The organism is Streptomyces sp. NPDC087901 (assembly GCF_044742205.1).
In the GTDB taxonomy this organism is placed as follows: domain Bacteria; phylum Actinomycetota; class Actinomycetes; order Streptomycetales; family Streptomycetaceae; genus Streptomyces.
Map to the genome: position 1 here is coordinate 813,201 of NZ_JBIUUC010000003.1, position 19,864 is coordinate 833,064.

The following is a 19,864-nucleotide window of genomic DNA, read 5'->3' on the forward strand; positions in this document are numbered from 1 at the left end:
AGAGGGGTAAAAATTCGGTCAGCTTTGGACTTTCACACGAATAAATTGAGACAGTCGCAAGCAGATTCAGTATGAATACATAAGGCAAAGATCGCTATCTCCGCGCGTAGATCCTTGCGCCGACTGGCCCGACGGCCTTTACACATGCGCCGCATACACTGAGCGCATGGCGAAGTGGACACCGAAGCACGAGGCACCCGAGCCCCTGGAGGGCCCGGTCGTCGCGACCATCACCGGCGGCACGATCCTCTGGTTCGTCCTCTTCCTGGTCCAGATCCCCTTCTACGGCTGGTTCGACGACCACGGACACCTGTGGTGGGTCTGGACCTGCCTGGCCGGTGCCGGGCTCGGCCTGATCGGCATCTGGTACGTGCGGGGCCGTGACGCGGCACTCAAGCGGGCCGCCGCGGCGAGCGACGACTCCACGGACACCCCGGGCGCAACAGACACCCCGGGCGCAACGGACACCCCGGACAGCACAGACACCCCGGGCACGCCGGGCGCCACCGCCTGAGCGGGCCGCTCCACCGGGTCCGTACCACCACGGGACCATTCGTCTCCTCCCCCGGTCCGATCTTCCGGACCCCCGGCGGGTGAACGTGATGTTCCGCCCGTAACGTCGGGACCATGACTCAGCGGGCACTCGACCCCTCAGGGGATGAGCCGAACAGTTCCTCCATGACTTCCGGCACCGGCCGGCCGGTGAAGATCGACGCCGGTTCCGAACTCGACCCGGTCCACCCGGTGGACCTGCCCGCGCCGGCATCCGCCGCGCGGGGGCTCAGCGCGGCCGAGGTCGCCGAGCGGATCGCTCGCGGCGAGGTCAACGACGTACCGGTGCGCTCCTCCCGGTCCGTGAAGGAGATCGTCCGCGCCAACGTCTTCACCCGGTTCAACCTGATCATCGGCGTGCTCTGGCTGGTCATGCTGTTCGTCGCGCCGATCCAGGACAGCCTCTTCGGCTTCGTGATCATCGCCAACACCGGCATCGGCATCGTGCAGGAGTGGCGGGCCAAGAAGACCCTGGACAGCCTCGCCGTCATCGGCGAGGCGAAACCCACGGTGCGCCGCGACGGTGTGGCGGCCGAGATCTCCACCTCCGAGATCGTCCTCGGCGACGTCGTCGAGCTCGGCCCAGGCGACAAGGTCGTCGTGGACGGCACCGTCGCCGAGGCCGACAGCCTGGAGATCGACGAGTCACTGCTCACCGGCGAGGCCGACCCGGTACTGAAACGGGCCGGCGACCCCGTCATGTCCGGCAGCTTCGTCGTCGCCGGCGGCGGAGCCTTCGCCGCCACCAAGGTCGGCCGCGAGGCCTACGCCGCGCAGCTCGCCGAGGAGGCCTCCCGCTTCACACTCGTCCAGTCCGAGCTGCGCAGCGGCATCTCCACCATCCTCAAGTACGTCACCTGGATGATGATCCCGACCGCGATCGGCCTGATCATCAGCCAGCTCGTCGTCAAGGACAACAACTTCAAGGACTCGGTCGCCCGGACCGTCGGCGGCATCGTCCCGATGATCCCGGAGGGCCTGGTCCTGCTCACCTCGGTCGCCTTCGCGATCGGTGTCGTACGACTGGGGCGCAAGCAGTGCCTCGTCCAGGAGCTCCCCGCCATCGAGGGCCTGGCCCGGGTCGACGTCGTCTGCCTGGACAAGACCGGCACCCTCACCGAGGGCGGCATGGACGTCACCGAGGTCCGCGCGCTGAACGGGTCGGACGAGGCGTACCTGCACCGGGTCCTGGGCGCCCTCGGCGCCTCCGACCCGCGGCCCAACGCCAGCCTCCAGGCCATCATCGACGCCTACCCGTCCCCCGCCGGGCAGGCGTGGCCCGTCACCCAGGCCCTGCCGTTCTCCTCGGCCCGCAAGTACAGCGGCGCCGCGTTCGACGAGGGTGAGGGGCGTGAGTCGTCCTGGCTGCTCGGCGCCCCCGACGTACTGCTGCCCGAGGGCGACCCGACGCTCACCGAGATCGAACAGCTCAACGAGCAGGGCCTGCGGGTCCTGCTGCTGGCCCGGGTGCGGGGCGAGCTCGACGCTCCGGACATCGCCGCCGGAGCCGTACCTGGCGCGCTGATCGTCCTGGAGCAGAGGCTGCGGCCCGACGCCGGGGAGACCCTCGCCTACTTCGCCGACCAGCGGGTCGCCACGAAGGTCATCTCCGGGGACAACGCCGTCTCGGTCGGCGCCGTCGCGGCGAAGCTCGGGCTTCCGGGCGCCGAGCACACCCTGGACGCGCGCAAGCTGCCGACCGACCCCGACGCGATGGCCACCGCCATGGAGGAGAACGCGGTCTTCGGCCGCGTCACCCCGCAGCAGAAGCGGGATATGGTCGCCGCCCTCCAGTCCCGCGGCCACACCGTCGCGATGACGGGCGACGGCGTCAACGACGTCCTCGCCCTCAAGGATGCCGACATCGGCGTCTCGATGGGTTCCGGCTCGGAGGCGACCCGGGCCGTCGCCCAGATCGTTCTGCTGAACAACAGCTTCGCGACCCTGCCGTCCGTCGTCGCCGAGGGCCGCCGCGTCATCGGCAACATCACCCGGGTCGCCACCCTGTTCCTGACGAAGACCGTCTATTCGGTGCTGCTGGCCGTCCTGGTCGTCTGCTTCCAGGTCGAGTACCCGTTCCTGCCCCGCCATCTGACACTGCTGTCGACGCTGACGATCGGCATCCCGGCGTTCTTCCTGGCCCTGGCCCCCAACAAGGAGCGGGCCCATCCGCACTTCGTGCGCCGCGTGATGCGGTACGCGATCCCGTCGGGCACCATCGCGGCGGTCGCCACCTTCACGATGTACCTGATCGCACGGAGCCACTACTCCGGTACGGGCGCGCTGGACGCGGAGACGAGCGCGGCGACGCTCACGCTGTTCCTCGTCTCGATGTGGGTCCTGGCGATCATCGCCCGCCCGTACACCTGGTGGCGGATCTGCCTGGTGGCGGCGATGGGGCTGGCGTTCCTGATCGTGCTCGTGGTGCCGTGGCTCCAGGACTTCTTCGCCCTGAAGCTGGTCGGGACGACGATGCCGTGGACGGCGGTGGGCATCGCCGTGGTGGCCTCGGTCGCCCTGGAGTACGCCTGGCGCCTGGTGGGCCGCCGCTTCCCGGTGTAGCGGGGAGCGACGGCCCGGGCGCCGGGACTACTGCACGTCGACGAAGTCGCCCGTGGAGTTGACGGCCGGGGTGGAGGCCGTACCGGCGAAGCTGTAGCGCCAGTAACCGTCGACCGAGGCCGTGACCGTGGTCTTCAGGGTGCCGATGCTGCTCGTCTTGGCGGTCTTCACCGTGGTCCAGGTCTTGCCGCCCTTCTTGAGGAACTGCAGCTTGACCGGCTGGTTGGTGTAGCCGTGGTACTTGAAGTCATCCCAGTTGGCCCGCGCCAGCTTGCCGGTGACCGTGATGGTCTTCCCCTTCTTCACCGGCTCGGGGGCGGCGTTGACGGTCTGCGAAGCCGCCCGCTGGAACTTGAAGGTGCCCGCCTTGTCCTTCCAGTTGTAGTCGCCGTCCTTGGCGTCCACCCAGACGTTGACGTACCAGGTGCCGGCGATGTCGTTCGAGTACGGCAGGTCGACCTTGGGGTCGACGGTGAACGACGCGGTGCAGGTGCTCCCGGAGCACTTGGTGCTGTCCGGCGACAGGTAGCCGAACGCCGGGCCCTCAAGGTCGATGTCGATGCCCTTGATGCCGGAGTTGTCCTTGGCGGTCACCGCGACGGTGAACTTCTTGACGAGGCTGGTGCCGACCACCACGTTCTTGCCACCGTTGACCGACACCTTGGTGATGGCGGTGTCACCGTAGGAGCCGTTGGCCTGGGCCGCCGGCACGGCGAGGGCCAGCAGGCCCAGAGCGCCGACGGCGACGGTCGCAGAGGTACGCATGCGCATGTGTTTCCCCGTGGGAATGGGCCCCTGGTCCGCGAGCGCACCGGTGGGGCCGATCGGTCTGTTGAGTCCGTTGACTCAACAGACCAGACAGGGGACGGATGTGAAGGGTTGTACGAGCATCCGAAGATTCTGCGAAGATCCCGCTTCGGCGGCGTCCGGCCCGGAACAGAAACCCCAAGACCACAGCGGACTCTGTCGTCTCAGCCACACCGTCCGCACTTCGTGCGCCGCGTGATGAGGTACTCGATCCCGTCGGGCAGCATCGCGGCGGTCTCGATCGCGGGCCGCCGCTTCCCGGCGCAGCGGGGAGCGACGGCCCTGTCGCGGGACCTACTTCACGTCGACGAAGTCGCCCGTGGAGTTGGTGGCCGGGGTGGAGGCCGTACCGGCGAAGCTGAAGCGCCAGTAGCCGTCGACCGAGGCCGTGACCGTGGTCTTCAGGGTGCCGAGGCTGTTCGTCTTGAGGGTCTTCAACGTGGTGTAGGTCTTGCTGCCCTTCTTGAGGAACTGCAGCTTGACCGGCTGGACGGTGTAGCCGTGGTACGCGAAGTCGTCCCAGTTGGCCCGGGACAGCTTGCCGGTGACGGTGATGGTCTTGCCCTTCTTCACCGGCTCGGGAGCGGCGTTGACCGTCACCTGCGAGGCGCGCTGGAGGCTGGAGGCTCCCAGGTTGTCCTGCAGGGCGAAGCCGATCTTGGTGACATCGGGATCGGCCGGGTCCTCACCGTTGAAGTCGACGGCGAAACCGCTCGCCTTCCACTTCGTGGCGTCGGCGTTGCCGAGCAGGTCGATCCTGGGCCAGACGTCGATCTGCCCCTTGCAGGTGGCGACCGTGGCGGACACGGCCTTGCACACGGGGCTCTTGTCGCCGAAGACCTCGTTCGTCGGGCTGTCGAACGAGCCGCGGTAGAGCGTGACATCGAGCGCGACCGTCGAGGCGAAGATGTCCACATCGGCGGCGTGCGTCACGGTGAAGGTGGTCGGAACCGTCTTCGTCAGCGTGGTGCCCACCACGATCGGCTTGCCGCCGTTGACGGTGAACTTGGAGAAGGTGAGGTCGAGCTCGCCCGGTTCCGACGCGGCCGCGGCCGCGGTGGAGCGGGCGCCGGTCTTCGCGCCGGCCTGCGTGGCGGAGGCGGACTGAGCCGCCCGCGCGACACCGGCGACGGTGTCGGTCGAACCGTGCGCGCCGTCGGCCTGAGCGGCCGACGGAAGGGCGAGGGCGGAAAGGGCCAGGGCGCCGCTGATGGCGGCAACGGTGGCACGAATGCGCATGTTCGTTCCCCAAGGTGGAGATGGAGGCCCAGGACGGTTACCCGCGCCCGGGCCCACATGTGTCTGTGGAACCTGCTGGCTCCGCAGACAAGACCGCCATCCACCGTGAAGGGTTGTGCGGGCCTCGGGAAACTCTCGTGAAAATGCCCCGCGATCCGCCCGCCTCCCGCGGCCGTCAGTCGAACCAGCGGTCCCGGGCCAGTTCCTCCGTACGCGACGGGTCCTCCAGCAGGGCCGCGACCTCGAAGCGGCGTGGCCACTGGCCCGCCGCCCAGGCGAGGCCCGCGGCGACACCCTCCACGGTCGAGGCGTGCACCACACCGTCCGGGGTGCGGCGCCAGTCCAGCTCGACGCCGCCCGCCCGCAGTTCACCGTGCTCGACGTACGTGTCCGGGGTGCCGGGGCCGAGCAGGATGCGGACCGGGTCCGGGACCTGGTGCTCCTCGCCCTCGGACGTCACCTCCGCCTCGACGCTCTCACCGAGCCGCCGCACCTGGAACAGCTCGGCCAGCTCCGCCGCGCTCGCCGGGGCGACGGGCAGGAGTGCCACGCCCCCGGTCAGCGGCAGCAGGTCCGGGGCGTCCGCGATCACCGCGTCCGCCGCGTCGACGACCCGCACCTCGCCGTCGACGACGGCCCGCAGCTCGTCCGGCAGCGTGACCTGATCCGGGTCGAGGTCGGCGAGCGCCGTGTACAGGGAGTGCAGCTGTACGGGACCGACCGGGCGGTCCTCGTCCGCGAGCCGGCCGAGGAGTTCGGCCGCACCGCCGGGCTCGTCCAGCAGGGCGGCGACCGAGGTCCGCACGCCGAGGGCGCGCAGCACCTGGGCGTCGTCGAAGCCGGTCGCGTCGGCGGAGTCGTACAGGCCCGCCAGCCGCGGATCACCGCCGTGGGCGCGCAGACCGGCCGGGCGGCGCCCGTCCAGCACCGGGTGGTCGCGCAGCCACCACGCCGTGTACGGGCGTACGGACTGCGTCGTGCCGTCCGGGAGCAGCACGCGTACCGGCTGGGTCAGCGCGTCACGCAGCGGCGGCCGGGCGAGGAGGGCGAGCGCCTGGGGCCAGGCGTCGTCGTCGACGAGGTCGAGGTCGCGGACGGCGACGATCTCGGTGGCGACCGGCGGCACGGGAGTGTCCGGGAGCTGGTCGAGGATGTCCTCGCACCACACGTCGACGGCGTCGAGCAGCCCGGCGTCGTCGGGCTCGGCGAAGTCGCTGTCGCGGGGCTCCAGTTCGTCCGGGTCCAGGACCACGTCGGTGGCCCTGACGAGCGCGAACGTGGCGAGCACCCCGCAGGCGGTGAGCGGCTGCTCGCCCCAGCGGTCGGCCAGGTCCGCTTCGCAGAAGGCCAGTTCGCCCTCGCGCATGACGGCGGCGAACGGACTGCCGGGCAGCACCAGTTCCCCGGCCGGTGCGAGCTCGCCGTCCTCGTCGGGCAGGGCGAGCGCCCCGAGCCAGGGCTCGTCGCCGGGTTCCAGGCCGGCGTCCCGGACCAGGGTGAGGACGGTCTCCACGAGCTCGTCGCCGTCCAGCGCGTCCTCGTCCCAGATCTCGCCCGCGTCCAGCGAACCGGCGACGGCGGCCCGCACCTGCGGGGTCGTCAGCACGGCGCGCGGGGTGGCGGGCAGGGCGCCCAGTTTCTCCAGGAGCGGGTGCGCGGCGTCCGGGTGGGCAACCTTCAGCCCGAGCCGGCCGAGCCGGTCCAGGACCGGGCCGGTCAGCGCGTCGGGCAGCGGGAGCAGGACCTGCCGTGGGCCGATCGTCGTACGCGGGAGGGCCGGCACCCCGGGGTCCGCACCCTGGGACACCGCTCCGGCGAGCGGCACCGGAAGCCCGGACAGCCGGTCCGGTTCGACTCCGGCCAGGCTGTCGTACAGCCGCCGCCACCAGCCGGGGTCCCGCTCCAGACCCGCGAGCCGGTCCATCGCCTCGGTCAGCGGGACGCGGGCCACACCGAGCGTCCGCAGTTCGCTGCGGCGCTCAAGTCCCGCGGGAAGCAGGCACGGCAGCACCTCGGCCAGTACGGCGACCGTCTCGGCGCCGACGCCCTCCAGCACCTCGGCCTCGATGGGCCGCAGCGCGGTGGTGGCCCTGCGGGCGCTCTCCGTCCCCGCGTCCCAGTCGTCCCACCGGTCGGGTTCGGCGGCGGGGTCGCGGGGGGCGGCCGGTTCCAGGAACGCGACGCGCGGCAGCCGTTCCAGCACGGCGCCCCGCAGCGCACCGTCCAGTTCGCCCTTGCCGAACCGGTCGGGCACGAGGCCGATGGTGGCGACGGACACCGGCTGCCAGTCGGCGAGCAGTTCCGCGTACGCGTCGGCCGCGCGCTGCACCAGGAAGTCGGTGAGCGGGCCGGGCGCGGGGTGCCGGCGGGTGGTGTCCAGCGGCAGCGAGGCGATGAGCAGCGCGGGAATGCCGAGCGGTTCGTCGGTGGGCGTCGGCGCGTGCACGACGGGGGCGGTACGGGGGCTGAGCGGGGCGCCCTCCGCGTCCACGGGGACGGCCCAGGTCACCGACCAGTGCGGGCGCAGCCGTTCCTCCAGCGGCCGGTCGGCGAGCAGCGCGGGCTCGACGGGGCCGTGGCGGGTGACGGTGCGCCAGCGGTTCGTGCCGTGCGCGGAGTCCTCGATGTGCGTGTACGGGCCGTGCTGCGAGCGGTGCAACGTCCTTACGGTGTCCGGGGTTTCGACGACGATCTCGTCGAGGCCGGCCAGGGTGAGGAGCAGTGCGTCGTCCACGGCGTCGAGCAGCCGGCCGACGAGGTCCTCGGCGACGCCGTCGCGCAGCGGCAGGACGACCACGGTGTCGTAGCCGTCGGGGGCGGAGCCCTCGGCGGGCAGCGGGAGGCGCAGCAGCGGTACGTGTCCGTCGCGGCGGCGGAGTTCGTCGCCGAGGCCGGGGCTGCCGACGGCCGCCTGGCGGGCGAGGTCGCGGGCCTCGGCGAGGGACCAGCGCACGCCGCCGTGCCGGCCGACGACGGCCGGCTCGTCGCTCACCGCGAGCACGGCGGCGAACCCGACGCCGAACCGTCCGACGGCCCCCGCGTGGCCCTCGCGCTTGGCGGAGGCCCGCAGGGTGGACAGCGACTCCACGCCGGTGGCGTCCAGGGGTGCGCCGGTGTTCGCGGCGGCGAGGACGGCGGGGGCGACCGCGGTCGCCGGGTGCAGGGTCAGCCGGAGCCGGCCGGGCACCCCGGCGCGGGCTGCGGCGTCGGCGGCGTTCTGGGCCAGTTCGACGACGAGGCGGTCGCGGTAGCCGCCGAGCGCGAGGTCCTCCTCGGCGTTGGCGTCCTCACGGAAGCGGGCGGGACCCGCACCCCAGGCGTCGAGCACGCCGCGTCGCAGCCGCGCGGTTCCGAATGGGTCGGCCCCCTCGGTCGCAATGATGCTCACGCTGTGACTCCCTCTGCCGTTGTCCGTGCTCCGGTTGCGCGTACCCCGCGCTGCCCAGTGTGCGCCCCCCTGGGTACGGGGTTCCGCCCTCGATCGCCGGACGGGCTTTGGTGCGGGTCCCCCGCGGGTGCGTCCTGTACCGGTGGGTGGGGGTGGCGCCCCTCCGGGCAGACTCCTCAAAAATGGCGGGTGCACCCGGTCACGTGAGGGACCCCGGTCGTACGCCATTTCTTGCGGGGACTGCCCTGCACGGCCCCACCCTGCATCACCCGCGTCTGCACACCGGCCCTACGACTGCCGCACACGCACGCGGCCGGGTCCGGGGCCGTGCAGGGGAGTCCCCGCAGGACGACGAACAGACACCCGGGCACCGCTGCGTACCCGCCGAACGTTCGTCGTCCGAGGAGACGCCCCGGAGGGGCCACGGACCCCCACCCACCGAGCCAAAGGCGCCCCTGCGGGGCACCCGCACCAGCCAAGCCCGTCCGGCGATTGAGGACGGAACCAGCCCGCCGGAGCAACCCGCACCCCGGGGAAAGCCCGCCCGGGCCGCCGCCTACGAGTGGCCGAGGTCCTCCGACGGGCCGTCCGTCTCCACCGGCACAGAGCCGGAATCACGCGCCGGCCGCAGCGGGTACTCGTCCACCTGCATCGTGTCCAGCGCATGCGGCGCCGGCTTCGGCGGCTTCGGCATCACCGCGGCCTCCGAATGCCCACCGCACCCGTACGACAGGGACACCACGTGCCCGTCCGCCGGACCGAACTCGTTCGCGCACACCCCGAAGGCCTGCTTCAGCGAGCCCGTGAGCGGCACCAGGAAGGCGCACGACACACAGGTGGCCGGGGCCGCCTGCGCCATGGGCGTCTTCGCACCGAATTCCTCGTCCCAGCGGTCGGCCGCCACATGGAGCCCGTACCGGGACAGCACCCGCGCACGCCGCATGCCCAGCTCGTCCGCGACCGCCGCGATCGAACCCCGGCGCGGCGGCTCGGGGCGCGTCGTCAGCTCCGCGTCCTCGGACTCGACGAGATCGGCCAGCTCGCCCGAGACCGCGGCGACCGCGGAGTTCGGCGGCAGCTCGTCCTCGCCGGTGTAGCCCGGCTCCAGGCGCAGGTCGTCCGCCTCGGTGGGCAGCAGATCGCCCGGCCCCATGTCGCCCGGCCGCAGCCGCTCGCTCCACGGCACCCACTCCGGCGCGAGCAGCGCGTCGGTGCCCGGCAGCAGGACGGTCTCGTCCAGCGTGACGTTCTTCGCGCGGGAGGCCCTGGCGACCGTCACCGCCCAGCGCCAGCCCCGGTAGGCCGGGTCCTTGCACTCGAAGTAGTGCGTGACGACCCGGTCCCCCTCGGGGACCACGGCCACATGCTCACCCACCACCCCTGGCGCGGCCGCCTCCTCGGCCGCCGCGCGGGCGAGGTCTACCGCCTCGGCGCACAGACGGTCGGGAACGGGGGTACGGGCCGTACGGCTTCGCGTCGTCGCAGCACTCACAGGTCTCGCTTCTCTCCTACGCCAGTCTCACGAGCGCGCCAGCACATCCATCGATTTCGGCCATACGGTTGCGGGCGGAGCGGACCTGGGGGCCGCGTCGACGTCCACACCCGTTGTGCCTGCCTCGGGCGCACCTTCTTCGATCCATTCTGCGGGATCGCCGAGAGGCGCGCGGCCAAGAACAACCGCCGGTGGCGCGCTACGCACGCTACCCTCTCCGCCGCTCCCCGCCCACCTGCCCGTCCCAAACGACGCCGTATCCGACGCCGTGTCCCGTGTGAAGAGCGCACTCCGGCCACCCCGATCCGACCCGCCACACCCCCTGCGACCTGCCCGATCACTGACCCGACGGGGCGGTATGCCACGCGCCCCACCCCGATCTCGGTTCGTGATGCCGGGTACTGGGGCAGTATGGCCAAGTGGCTTCTGCCAGGTCGCACGACGAATCCGGTCCGCTCCGCAGAACGGGCCGGTCGATCGGTCATGCCCTCCACACCCCCTTCACCGGAACCGCCAGGGGCATCCGGAAGGCGACGCACGCCCATGGGGCCGGCGAGTCCGGTCTGGGAAAGCTGATCGAGCTGCACGCGGTGAACGGTGCGGGCGACGTGATGATCACCGTCGCGCTCGCGTCGACCGTGTTCTTCTCCGTACCGACGGACCAGGCCCGCGGCCGGGTCGCGCTCTACCTCGCCGTCACCATGGCACCGTTCATCCTCCTGGCCCCGGTCATCGGCCCGCTCCTGGACCGCCTGCCGCACGGCCGCCGTGCCGCCATGGCGGGCTCCATGCTGGCGCGGGCGCTGCTGGCGCTCACCATGTCGGGCGCGGTCGCCACGGGCGGCCTGGAGCTCTATCCGGCCGCCCTGGGCGTACTGGTCTGCTCGAAGGCGTACGGAGTGGTGCGCAGCGCCGTCGTGCCGCGTCTGCTGCCACCCCGCTTCTCGCTGGTGAAGGCGAATTCACGGGTCACCCTCGCCGGTCTCCTGGCGACCGGCGTCGCCGCGCCCATCGGGGCGGGGCTGCAGACCATCGGGCCGCCGTGGCCGCTGTACGGCGCGTGCGCGATCTTCGTCGGCGGCGCCGTCCTCGCCTTCACTCTGCCGCACAAGGTGGACTCGTCGAAGGGCGAGCGGAAGGCGCACCTGGTGCCGCCGCACGGCGAGGGCACGGTCCGGCCGGAGCCGCCGCGGAAGTCCGACGCGCCCAGGACCGGGAGCAGACCGGCCAGGTCCAAGGAGAAGAAGGAGAAGAACGGCGAGAGGCGGCCCGGACTGCGCTCCGTCGGCCCGTCCGTCCTGCACGGGCTCCAGGCCAACGCCTCGCACCGGGCGCTCTCCGGCTTCCTGATCTTCTTCCTGGCGTTCCTGCTGCGCGAGCACCCGCTGGCCGGGCAGAGCGCCGCGATCTCGCTCGGCATCGTCGGTGTGGCGGCCGGGGTGGGCAATGCGCTGGGCACCGCCGTCGGATCCTGGCTCAGGGCCCGCGGCCCCGAGATCATCATCGCCTCGGTCCTGGGCCTGGCCCTGGGCGTCGCCGTGCTGGCCGCCGTCTTCTTCAGCACGGTCATGGTCGCCGCGCTCGCGGCCATGGCGGGCTTCACACAGGCCCTGTCGAAGCTGTCGCTGGACGCGATGATCCAGCGCGACGTACCGGAGGAAGTGCGGACGTCCGCGTTCGCCCGCTCGGAGACGCTGCTCCAGATGGCCTGGGTGGCCGGCGGGGCGATCGGGATCGCCCTCCCCCTCAACGGAGTACTGGGCATGTCGGTCGCCGCGTGCATCCTCGCGCTCGGTGCCGCCACGTCCGTACGGGGTCTGCTGGGCGCCGCGCGGCGCGGCTCGCCGCACCCCCGCGTGGCGTGAGCCGGAGCGACCGATAGCCTTCGGCCCATGACCGTTGCGTTCTTCTCCGGTAAGGGCCGTCGAATCGGCGTCGCTCTTGGTGCCGTGTCCGCGGGACTCCTTGTCCTCTCCGCCTGCGACAAGCCGACGCCGCTCGCCACCGTGACGGTCGGCGACAACTCGGTGAGTTCCGAGGCGTCCTGCTACAACGACGGCAAGGCCCTCAAGGAATCCGAAATCCAGGGCTGCCTCAACAAGAAGGCGGAGAAGACCGTCAAGGTCGCGATGGACGACAAGGTCCGCTTCGGCGTCGACCCCGACGTCGCGGACAACGGCTGGACCCTCTTCATCAACGGCCAGCAGGCCGAGCAGGAGCCGTACAAGAAGACCTACCGGTCCATCCCGGGCAGCGCCTTCTTCTCCAGCCAGACCGGCGAGACCACGAACTCCACGGAGATCAGCATCGTGGAGACCGACGGCAAGAAGCTGACGGGCATCTGGCACTTCAAGCTCGAGAAGACCGACTGACCCCCTCCCGGCCTCGGAGGACTCCCCCCGTGCGTGTGCTTGTCGTGACCGCTGTTCCGGTGGAACGGGACGCGGTCACGCGTGCGTCCGGGGCCGACGGCGAGGTCTCCGTCCATACGGTGCCCGGCGCGGAGATCCACCGCGCGGGCCCCTACGACGTCCTCGCGGGCGGCGTGGGACCGGCCGCCGCCGCGGCCTCGGCCGCGTTCGCCCTGGCCTCGGACCGCTACGACCTGGTGATCTCGGCGGGCATCGGCGGCGGCTTCGCCCCGGTGGCCCCGGTCGGCTCCCTCGTCGTGGCCGGCCGCATCGGCGCGGCGGACCTGGGCGCGGAGACCCCCGCGGGCTTCGTGCCCGTCACCGGACTCGGCTTCGGCCGGGTCTGGCACTTCCCGCCCCGCTCGCTGGTGAGGGCGGTGGTCGCCGCGACCCGTGCGGTGACCGGTGACATCCTCACCGTCTCCACCGTGACCGGCAGCGCGAACCGCGCGGCCGCCCTCCTCGCCGCGCACCCCGGTGCCGTGGCCGAGGCCATGGAGGGCTTCGGGGTGGCGGAGGCGGCCGCCCTGACCGGCGTGCCCGTCCTGGAGATCAGGGCCGTGTCGAACGCCGTCGGCCCGCGCGACCGCGACGCCTGGCGCATCGGCGACGCGCTGGCCGCGCTCACCGCGGCGTTCGGGAAGCTCACCCCCGTACTGGAAGGCTGGACGCACCATGACCGACACGACTCCTGACCTGGCGGCGACCCGCGACCCGCTGCGGATCGCCTTCTCGCCGTGCCCGAACGACACGTTCGTCTTCGATGCCTGGGCCCACGGGCGGGTCCCCGACGCACCCGCCCTCGATGTCACGTTCGCGGACATCGACATCACGAACGGCATGGCCGAGCGCGGCGAACTGGACGTGCTCAAGGTGTCGTACGCCGTGCTGCCCTGGGTCCTCGACGAGTACGCGCTGCTGCCGTGCGGCGGCGCGCTGGGCCGTGGCTGCGGGCCGCTCGTCCTCACGAAGGAGCCGGGCACGGACCTGACGGGCAAGACCGTCGCCGTGCCGAGCGAGCGCTCCACCGCCTACCTGCTGTTCCGCCTCTGGGCGGCGGAGGTCGTCCCGGGCGGGGTCGGCGAGATCGTCGTCATGCCGTTCGACGAGATCATGCCGGCGGTGCGCGACGGCAAGGTCGACGCCGGTCTCGTCATCCACGAGGCGCGCTTCACGTACCAGAACTACGGCCTGCACAACCTGGCCGACATGGGACGCCACTGGGAGGACACGACCGGGCTGCCGATCCCGCTCGGCGCGATCATCGCCAAGCGGTCACTGGGCGCGGACACGCTGAAGCTCCTCGCAGAGTCGGTGCGCACATCGGTCCGGATGGCGTGGGACGACCCGGAGACCTCGCGCCCGTACGTCCTGGAGCACGCACAGGAGATGGACCCGTCCGTCGCCGACCAGCACATCGGTCTGTACGTGAACGAGTTCACCGCCGACCTCGGCGAGAACGGCTACGCGGCGATCCGCGGACTGCTGACACGCGCCGCGGCCGAGGGACTGGTTCCGCCACTCGGCCCGGACGCCCTGTCTTTCGTCTGACGGCTCCGTGTCCTCCGTCTGACGGCTCCGTGGACCCGTCCTACACGTCGAGCTGGTCCGCGACCGCGCGCAGCAGACCGGCGATCTTGGCGCCCGAGGCCTTGTCGGGGTAGCGGCCGCGCTCCAGCATCGGTGTGATGTTCTCCAGCACGGTCGTCAGATCCTGCACGATCGACGCCAGCTCGTCCGGCTTACGGCGCTGGGCTGCCGCGACGGACGGGGTGGGGTCGAGGATCGCCACGGAAAGTGCCTGGTCACCGCGTTGTCCGGCGACCACGCCGAACTCGACGCGCTGGCCGGGCTTGAGTGCGTCGACTCCGTCGGGAAGCACGGACGAGTGCACGAAGACGTCGCTGCCGTCGTCGCGGGAGAGGAAGCCGAAGCCCTTCTCACTGTTGAACCACTTGACCTTGCCAGTCGGCAAAGCACGCACCCCATCTCAACCCGTATGCCGGAACAAAGCCCTCAGCAGGTCAGGCCGTCCTGTGGTCGTGCTTCCCCTGCTGGCAGAAGCCTCCACAGGTGAAGTACCCCTCGTCAAGCCTGGTCATCCGGACTCTGTCCGGAAACGGCGCCTGCTTCACCCACCGGCGGCCCGGGGGTGGTCCGCCGCCTCCGGGAACTACCATCGCGAGGTGAGTACTCCAACTTCCGGCGCAGGCGACCGACTGGTCCGTATCGGCGCGATCGTCTTCTTCCTCGGCGCCCTGTCGACCCTGGCCACCATGGCCCCGCTCTTCCTCGGCACCCACCCGCTTCCGTCCATCGCATGGTCCCTGTGCATGCTCATGGGCGTCGGATTCCTGATCGCCGCGGCGGGCGTGATCCGGTCCGTGCGGGCGGGGTCGGCTCAGCGGTAGGGGCGCACAGCCGGGGAGTCGAGCGCGAAGTGGGCGCTCACGGCATCCGCACGGGCCCCGCAGTCCGCCCGTTCCCCTCTCGGCCCGCCGCCTGCTCCCCTGTGCCGCTCGTGTAGCGGGCCAGTTCCCATGGGTCGTGCGCGGAGAAGAGCTCGACCTCGTCACCGTGGTCGCGGAGCAGTTCGCGGAGCCGGGCCTGGGTTCCCAGGCGCAGGTCCCTGTGGACCTGTGAGGTCGTCTGGACGACGTCGAGCAGGGGGTGGGGTTCCTTCAGAGGGCCGACTTCGCGGTGGTAGTAGTAGGCGTCGCCGCAATGGAGAAGCCACCGGTCGCCGTTCTGTACGGCGATCCCTGTGTGACCGGCGGTGTGGCCGCCGAGCGGGACGAGCTTGATCTCCGGCCCCAGCCCCTCCGGCTGCAATGCGGTGAACCCGAACCACTGCTCATCGGACTCGGGACCGTAGGTGATCCAGTGGGGCTCGTGCGACCAGTGAGCCTGTCGGTAGCGGAAGCTGGGCGCCTCGGAGCGTGCCGCGCCGAGTTCGGATGCGAGTACGTGGACGTGGGCATCGGGGAAGTCGGGCAGGCCGCCGCTGTGGTCCACGTCCAGGTGCGTGACGAGGATGTGGCGCACATCCGACGGTGCGTATCCCAGCCGGGCGATCTGCCGTACGGCCGTCTCCTCCTCGTCGAGCGCGGGATCGGCCATCTCCACCCAGTCCGTGCCGAGCGTGCCTGCCGGATCCCGGACGTCACCGAGCCCGATCCCGGTCTCGACCAGGACCAGGCCGTCGGCAGGGGTCTCGACCAGCAGGCAGTGGTTCACCGCGGGAGCGGGCTGCGGGCCGGCGTAGGTGGCCTCGATCGTCCGTACGGATCCGCAGTTCAGGTGATGAATCTTCATGACGACTAGGCTGCAACTTGAACCGCGATTCAAGTCAAGGGGGCTTTGATGACTGAACCATTGCTGGACATCGCCGAGGTCGCACGGTCGTCAGGTCTGGCACCCTCGGCGCTGAGGTTCTACGAGAAGAAGGGGCTCATCGCTCCCGCGGGCCGCAACGGCCTGCGGCGTACGTACCACCCGGACGTGCTGACACGCCTGGCCCTGATCACGTGCGCGCGCAGCGCCGGGCTCTCGGTCGCCGAAATCGGACGGTTCCTCGTGGCACAGCCGTCGGATCCAGACCTGCGTACGCGCATGGCCGCCCGGGCCCACGACCTCGATGAGCAGCTAGGCCGGCTCACGCGCCTCCGTGACAGCCTTCGCCACGCGGCCGTCTGCGACCACGAGCCGATCGTCGACTGCCCCGACTTCAAACAGGCCATCGGCAATGTCGCCTCACCTGCGTCCGGCCTCGACGAATCGGCCCGCTGACCGCGCGGCCCCGGTGGGGCTCACGCCGCTACGCCATGTACGTCTCCAGCCACGCCGGGAGCTCCGTCAGTGACGTCAGCACCACGTCCGCACCCGCCGCGCGCAGCTCCGCGGCGTCGCACGGGCCCGTCGTCACACCCACGGAGACGGCGTCCGCGGCCCGTGCGCCGCGTACGTCGCCCGTGTGATCGCCCACGTACACGCCCGCCCCGTGCTCCCGCAGCGCCTCCGCCTTCGCCTCGGCCCACAGGCCGCCCACGATCACGTCGGGCTGGATGCCCAGGTGGGTCAGGTGCAGCTTCGCGTTCGGTTCGTACTTGGCGGTGACGACCATCGTCCGGCCACCCAGCGCGCGTATCGCGTCGACCGACTCCCGCGCTCCGGGCATCGCGAGCGAGGGGCCGATGGCGTATGTGGGATAGATCTCGCGGTAGCGGTCGACCATCGCGGCCACATCGGCCGCCGGGAACCAGTGAGCGATCTCCTGCTCCAGCGGCGGGCCCAGCCGGCTCACCACCAGATCGGTGTCGATGACCGCCCCCGTCTCGGCGGAGAGGGCCACGAAGGCGGCCGCGATGCCGGGCCGGGAGTCGATGAGCGTCATGTCCAGGTCGAAGCCGACCGTCAGTGCGTGGGAAGCCATGCCGTCCATTGTGCCGACCCCGGTACACCGCCGGACAGCCCCACACAGGCGCCCCATAGACTTAGCCAAGCCTTACTTCACTTACTTTGTCTCGCTTGTCACGCCTGTCTATGGGGTTCGATGCCAGCCGCCGCACCACGCCGTTCCAGACGCGCTCTCGCGACGGCGGCGGCCGTTGTGGCGCTGCTGATCTCCATAGTGCTCAGCCTCGCCGTCGGGGCGCGTTCCATACCCCCGTCCGAGGTGATCGACGCCCTGCTCCACGGCGGGCACTCCGACGCCGCCGAGGTCATCCGGAACATGCGGGTGCCCCGCACCCTGATCGGCCTGATGGTGGGCGCCTCGCTCGCCCTCGCCGGCACGGTGCTCCAGGGCATCACCCGTAACCCCATCGCCGACCCCGGCATCCTCGGCATCAGCCAGGGCGCCTCGGTCGGTGTGGTGCTGGCCATCGCGTACGCGGGGATCCACACACTCACCGGGTACGTCTGGTTCGCCTTCGCCGGGGCGGCCATCGCCTCCGTCGCCGTGTACGCCATCGCGTCCAGCGGGCGCGGGGGCGCCACCCCGGTGAAGCTCGCGCTCGGCGGCGCCGCGATCAACGCGCTGCTGGTGTCCGTGACCATGGCCGTGCTGACCACGAAGGCGTCCGCGCTGGACGAGTTCCGGTTCTGGCAGGTCGGCTCGATCGCCGGCCGCGAGGCCGAGGTGGCCCAGCAGATCTGGCCGTTCCTGCTGCTCGGGACGGTGCTCGTGCTCTGTGTGGCCCGCGGCCTCGACGCGCTCGCGCTCGGCGAGGACATGGCGAAGGGCCTCGGGCAGAAGATCGCGACCGTACGGATCGTCGGCGGCATCGGTGCGACCGTGCTCACCGGCGCCGGGGTCGCCGCGGCCGGTCCGATCGCGTTCATCGGCCTCGCCGTCCCCCACATCGCCCGGGCGATCGTCGGCAGCGACCACCGCTGGGTCCTCCCGATGGCCGCCCTGATCGGACCCGTGATGCTGCTCGTCTCCGATGTCATAGGCCGGATCGTCTTCCCGCCGAGCGAGGTGCCCGCCGGGGTCATGACGGCCCTGATCGGGGTGCCGTTCCTGGTCACGCTGGTGCGCCGGAAGGCGGTGCCCGCATGAGCGCCCCGACGGCCGCGGTGCGGCCCGCCGGATACAGCCTCGTACGGATCGGGGCACGCGGACGGTTCCTGCTGCACCGGCGGGCCTCGGTCGTCGCCACCGTCCTCGTCGTGCTGCTGGCCGTCGTCTGTGTCGCATACCTCTGCGTCGGCGAAAGCTTCGTCGCACCGGGCGAGGTCCTGAAGGTGATCCTGGGCCGGCCGTCCGCCGACGAACTCGTCGTCGGCACGCTGCGGCTGCCGCGCATGGTCGTCGGGCTCCTCGTCGGCCTCGCGTTCGGGATCGCCGGCGCGCTGATCCAGACCGTGGCCCGCAACCCCCTCGCCAGCCCCGACATCATCGGCATCAGCCAGGGCGCGAGCGCGCTCACGGTCGGCGCGATGACGTTCGGCATCACCTCGTACACCGTCCTGCCCTACCTGTCGGTGATCGGCGGGGTCGCGGCCGCAGCCCTCGTCTACGCCTTCGCCTGGCGCGGCGGGCTCCACGCCACCCGCTTCGTCCTCATAGGCATCGGCTTCGCGATCGCGCTGCGCTCGGTCACCACGCTGTTCCTGACCAAGGGCGACTACCTCGTCGCCCAGCAGGCCCAGATCTGGATGACCGGGTCACTCAACGGCCGCGGCTACGACGAGGCCGCGCCCATCGGCTGGACCCTGCTGATCCTGCTGCCCGCGATCCTGTGGGCCGCCCGCGCCCAGCGGTCCGTGTCCATGGACGACGACACGGCGACCGCACTCGGCGTCCGGCTGGGGCGGGTACGGCTGGGGCTCGTCGCTCTCGGCGTGATCCTGGCGTCCGTGGCCACGGGCACCGCCGGTCCCGTCGACTTCGTCGCGCTGCTCGCCCCGCAGATCGCCCGCCGCATGACCCGCACCGCGCAGATCCCGCTGCTCTGCTCGGCGCTGCTCGGCGCGGTGATCGTCGTCTTCGCGGACCTGCTGGCCCGCAGGCTCTTCTCCCCCACCGAACTGCCGGTGGGCGTCCTGACGGCGGCGGTCGGCGCCCCGTATCTGATCTGGCTGATCATCCGCGGTCACGGTGGCCGCACGGGAGGCAACGCATGACCACGACCCGGCACCAGGACACCGCGACCAGCCGGCTGACGGTGCGCGAGCTGACCCTCGCGTACGAGGACCGCACCGTCGTCCACGAGCTGGACCTCTCCGTCCCCGACGGGAAGGTGACCGTCATCGTCGGACCGAACGCCTGCGGCAAGTCGACGACGCTCCGCGCGCTCGGCCGGCTCCTCAAGCCGCGCGGCGGAGCGGTGTTCCTGGACGGCACCGAGCTGTCGAAGATCCCCACGAAGAAGATCGCCCAGTCGATCGGGCTGCTCCCGCAGACCCCCGTGGCCCCCGAGGCGATCACCGTCTCCGACCTCGTCGCCCGCGGCCGCCAGCCCCACCAGCACTGGTGGCAGCAGTGGTCCCAGGAGGACGAGCGGGCGGTGACCGAAGCCATGGAACGTACCGACATCACCGCGCTCGGCTCCCGGTCCGTGGACGAGCTCTCCGGCGGTCAGCGCCAGCGCGTGTGGATCGCGATGGCGCTGGCCCAGGACACCGATCTGCTGCTGCTCGACGAGCCGACCACGTACCTCGACATCGCCCACCAGGTGGAGGTCCTCAACCAGGCCGCCCGCTACGCCGACCACCTGGTCGCCATGAAGGCGGGCAGGATCGTCGCCGAGGGCCACCCGCAGGACGTCGTCACCGCCGAGCTCGTACGCGAGGTCTTCGGCCTCGAAGCCGTGATCGTCCCGGACCCGGTGACGGGCTCGCCGCTCGTCGTGCCCGGCGCGCCCTGGCAGCCCGCACCGTCCTCCTGAACCCGCACACCACCCACGA

General features: G+C 71.4%; 18 protein-coding genes. 11 read left to right on the forward strand and 7 right to left on the reverse strand.

The window, feature by feature from the left end; translation table 11 throughout:
- The first annotated feature begins 166 nt into the window (after nt 1–166).
- Both ACIOEW_RS13410 and ACIOEW_RS13415 read left to right on the forward strand, forming a co-directional pair.
- Nucleotides 167–514 carry a DUF2530 domain-containing protein gene (locus ACIOEW_RS13410; protein ID WP_362543798.1) on the forward strand — a complete coding sequence of 116 codons (348 nt, stop codon included), beginning with the start codon at nt 167–169 and terminating at the stop codon, nt 512–514.
- A 113-nt stretch (nt 515–627) separates the two neighbouring features.
- Nucleotides 628–3,114, forward strand: a complete 2,487-nt coding sequence (locus ACIOEW_RS13415; RefSeq protein ID WP_401963755.1) for an HAD-IC family P-type ATPase — start codon at nt 628–630, stop codon at nt 3,112–3,114.
- Nucleotides 3,115–3,141: 27 nt separating this feature from the next.
- Here ACIOEW_RS13415 and ACIOEW_RS13420 read toward each other — a convergent pair whose 3' ends face one another.
- From ACIOEW_RS13420 to ACIOEW_RS13435, 4 genes are all read right to left on the reverse strand, one after another.
- Complete coding sequence (locus ACIOEW_RS13420) at nt 3,142–3,885, reverse strand: calcium-binding protein (RefSeq protein WP_362543792.1); 744 nt, start codon at nt 3,883–3,885, stop codon at nt 3,142–3,144.
- Nucleotides 3,886–4,215: 330 nt separating this feature from the next.
- Complete coding sequence (locus tag ACIOEW_RS13425) at nt 4,216–5,160, reverse strand: hypothetical protein (RefSeq protein WP_401963757.1); 945 nt, start codon at nt 5,158–5,160, stop codon at nt 4,216–4,218.
- A 175-nt stretch (nt 5,161–5,335) separates the two neighbouring features.
- Nucleotides 5,336–8,548: a sacsin N-terminal ATP-binding-like domain-containing protein gene (locus tag ACIOEW_RS13430; RefSeq protein ID WP_401963758.1), complete on the reverse strand. Its 3,213-nt coding sequence runs from the start codon at nt 8,546–8,548 to the stop codon at nt 5,336–5,338.
- 556 nt (nt 8,549–9,104) lie between these two features.
- Nucleotides 9,105–10,040 carry a DUF3027 domain-containing protein gene (locus tag ACIOEW_RS13435; RefSeq protein WP_362543784.1) on the reverse strand — a complete coding sequence of 312 codons (936 nt, stop codon included), beginning with the start codon at nt 10,038–10,040 and terminating at the stop codon, nt 9,105–9,107.
- Nucleotides 10,041–10,459: 419 nt separating this feature from the next.
- Between ACIOEW_RS13435 and ACIOEW_RS13440 the strand changes: the two genes are divergently transcribed.
- The 4 genes from ACIOEW_RS13440 to ACIOEW_RS13455 are packed head-to-tail and all read left to right on the forward strand — an operon-like array spanning nt 10,460 to nt 14,002.
- Entirely contained in the window at nt 10,460–11,905 is a 1,446-nt protein-coding gene (locus ACIOEW_RS13440; RefSeq protein ID WP_401963760.1) for an MFS transporter, read from the forward strand.
- Between the two features lie 27 nt (nt 11,906–11,932).
- Nucleotides 11,933–12,412 carry a DUF2771 domain-containing protein gene (locus ACIOEW_RS13445; RefSeq protein WP_401963762.1) on the forward strand — a complete coding sequence of 160 codons (480 nt, stop codon included), beginning with the start codon at nt 11,933–11,935 and terminating at the stop codon, nt 12,410–12,412.
- Between the two features lie 29 nt (nt 12,413–12,441).
- Nucleotides 12,442–13,146 (forward strand): futalosine hydrolase, encoded by a 705-nt coding sequence (locus tag ACIOEW_RS13450; protein WP_362543776.1) that lies wholly within the window; start codon nt 12,442–12,444, stop codon nt 13,144–13,146.
- Nucleotides 13,127–14,002 carry a 1,4-dihydroxy-6-naphthoate synthase gene (locus ACIOEW_RS13455; protein WP_362543773.1) on the forward strand — a complete coding sequence of 292 codons (876 nt, stop codon included), beginning with the start codon at nt 13,127–13,129 and terminating at the stop codon, nt 14,000–14,002. Before ACIOEW_RS13450 ends, ACIOEW_RS13455 begins: the two co-directional genes overlap by 20 nt.
- Nucleotides 14,003–14,042: 40 nt before the next feature.
- Here ACIOEW_RS13455 and ACIOEW_RS13460 read toward each other — a convergent pair whose 3' ends face one another.
- On the reverse strand, nt 14,043–14,426 hold the full coding sequence (locus tag ACIOEW_RS13460; RefSeq protein WP_136328972.1) for a cold-shock protein: 384 nt from the start codon (nt 14,424–14,426) through the stop codon (nt 14,043–14,045).
- A gap of 211 nt (nt 14,427–14,637) precedes the next feature.
- On the opposite strand from ACIOEW_RS13460, the gene ACIOEW_RS13465 reads away from it, so the two are divergent.
- Nucleotides 14,638–14,862: a hypothetical protein gene (locus ACIOEW_RS13465; protein WP_362543770.1), complete on the forward strand. Its 225-nt coding sequence runs from the start codon at nt 14,638–14,640 to the stop codon at nt 14,860–14,862.
- A 37-nt stretch (nt 14,863–14,899) separates the two neighbouring features.
- Here the strand turns inward: ACIOEW_RS13465 and ACIOEW_RS13470 are convergent, their stop codons facing one another.
- Entirely contained in the window at nt 14,900–15,766 is an 867-nt protein-coding gene (locus tag ACIOEW_RS13470) for an MBL fold metallo-hydrolase (RefSeq protein WP_401963765.1), read from the reverse strand.
- Nucleotides 15,767–15,814: 48 nt separating this feature from the next.
- Between ACIOEW_RS13470 and ACIOEW_RS13475 the strand changes: the two genes are divergently transcribed.
- Complete coding sequence (locus ACIOEW_RS13475; RefSeq protein ID WP_362543764.1) at nt 15,815–16,240, forward strand: MerR family transcriptional regulator; 426 nt, start codon at nt 15,815–15,817, stop codon at nt 16,238–16,240.
- Nucleotides 16,241–16,268: 28 nt separating this feature from the next.
- Here the strand turns inward: ACIOEW_RS13475 and ACIOEW_RS13480 are convergent, their stop codons facing one another.
- On the reverse strand, nt 16,269–16,892 hold the full coding sequence (locus ACIOEW_RS13480; protein ID WP_362543761.1) for an HAD family hydrolase: 624 nt from the start codon (nt 16,890–16,892) through the stop codon (nt 16,269–16,271).
- Nucleotides 16,893–17,003: 111 nt separating this feature from the next.
- On the opposite strand from ACIOEW_RS13480, the gene ACIOEW_RS13485 reads away from it, so the two are divergent.
- Genes ACIOEW_RS13485 through ACIOEW_RS13495 form a run of 3 tightly spaced genes read left to right on the forward strand, consistent with a single transcriptional unit; the run spans nt 17,004 to nt 19,845 of the window.
- Nucleotides 17,004–18,014 (forward strand): iron ABC transporter permease, encoded by a 1,011-nt coding sequence (locus ACIOEW_RS13485; protein WP_362543758.1) that lies wholly within the window; start codon nt 17,004–17,006, stop codon nt 18,012–18,014.
- Nucleotides 18,011–19,081 carry an iron ABC transporter permease gene (locus tag ACIOEW_RS13490; RefSeq protein WP_362543755.1) on the forward strand — a complete coding sequence of 357 codons (1,071 nt, stop codon included), beginning with the start codon at nt 18,011–18,013 and terminating at the stop codon, nt 19,079–19,081. The genes ACIOEW_RS13485 and ACIOEW_RS13490 overlap by 4 nt, the downstream gene beginning before the upstream one ends.
- The gene (locus ACIOEW_RS13495) at nt 19,078–19,845 is read left to right on the forward strand and encodes an ABC transporter ATP-binding protein (RefSeq protein WP_401963768.1); all 768 of its coding nucleotides are present in this window, start codon (nt 19,078–19,080) and stop codon (nt 19,843–19,845) included. The genes ACIOEW_RS13490 and ACIOEW_RS13495 overlap by 4 nt, the downstream gene beginning before the upstream one ends.
- Nucleotides 19,846–19,864: the final 19 nt, after the last annotated feature.

What these genes read in the sequence shown, in the direction of transcription:
- ACIOEW_RS13410 (WP_362543798.1), top strand. Translation starts at nt 167, where the DNA reads ATGGCGAAGTGGACACCGAAGCACGAGGCACCCGAGCCCCTGGAGGGC.
- ACIOEW_RS13415 (WP_401963755.1), top strand. Translation starts at nt 628, where the DNA reads ATGACTCAGCGGGCACTCGACCCCTCAGGGGATGAGCCGAACAGTTCC.
- ACIOEW_RS13420 (WP_362543792.1), bottom strand. Translation starts at nt 3,885, where the DNA reads ATGCGCATGCGTACCTCTGCGACCGTCGCCGTCGGCGCTCTGGGCCTG.
- ACIOEW_RS13425 (WP_401963757.1), bottom strand. Translation starts at nt 5,160, where the DNA reads ATGCGCATTCGTGCCACCGTTGCCGCCATCAGCGGCGCCCTGGCCCTT.
- ACIOEW_RS13445 (WP_401963762.1), top strand. Translation starts at nt 11,933, where the DNA reads ATGACCGTTGCGTTCTTCTCCGGTAAGGGCCGTCGAATCGGCGTCGCT.
- ACIOEW_RS13455 (WP_362543773.1), top strand. Translation starts at nt 13,127, where the DNA reads ATGACCGACACGACTCCTGACCTGGCGGCGACCCGCGACCCGCTGCGG.
- ACIOEW_RS13470 (WP_401963765.1), bottom strand. Translation starts at nt 15,766, where the DNA reads ATGAAGATTCATCACCTGAACTGCGGATCCGTACGGACGATCGAGGCC.
- ACIOEW_RS13475 (WP_362543764.1), top strand. Translation starts at nt 15,815, where the DNA reads ATGACTGAACCATTGCTGGACATCGCCGAGGTCGCACGGTCGTCAGGT.
- ACIOEW_RS13480 (WP_362543761.1), bottom strand. Translation starts at nt 16,892, where the DNA reads ATGGACGGCATGGCTTCCCACGCACTGACGGTCGGCTTCGACCTGGAC.
- ACIOEW_RS13485 (WP_362543758.1), top strand. Translation starts at nt 17,004, where the DNA reads ATGCCAGCCGCCGCACCACGCCGTTCCAGACGCGCTCTCGCGACGGCG.
- ACIOEW_RS13490 (WP_362543755.1), top strand. Translation starts at nt 18,011, where the DNA reads ATGAGCGCCCCGACGGCCGCGGTGCGGCCCGCCGGATACAGCCTCGTA.
- ACIOEW_RS13495 (WP_401963768.1), top strand. Translation starts at nt 19,078, where the DNA reads ATGACCACGACCCGGCACCAGGACACCGCGACCAGCCGGCTGACGGTG.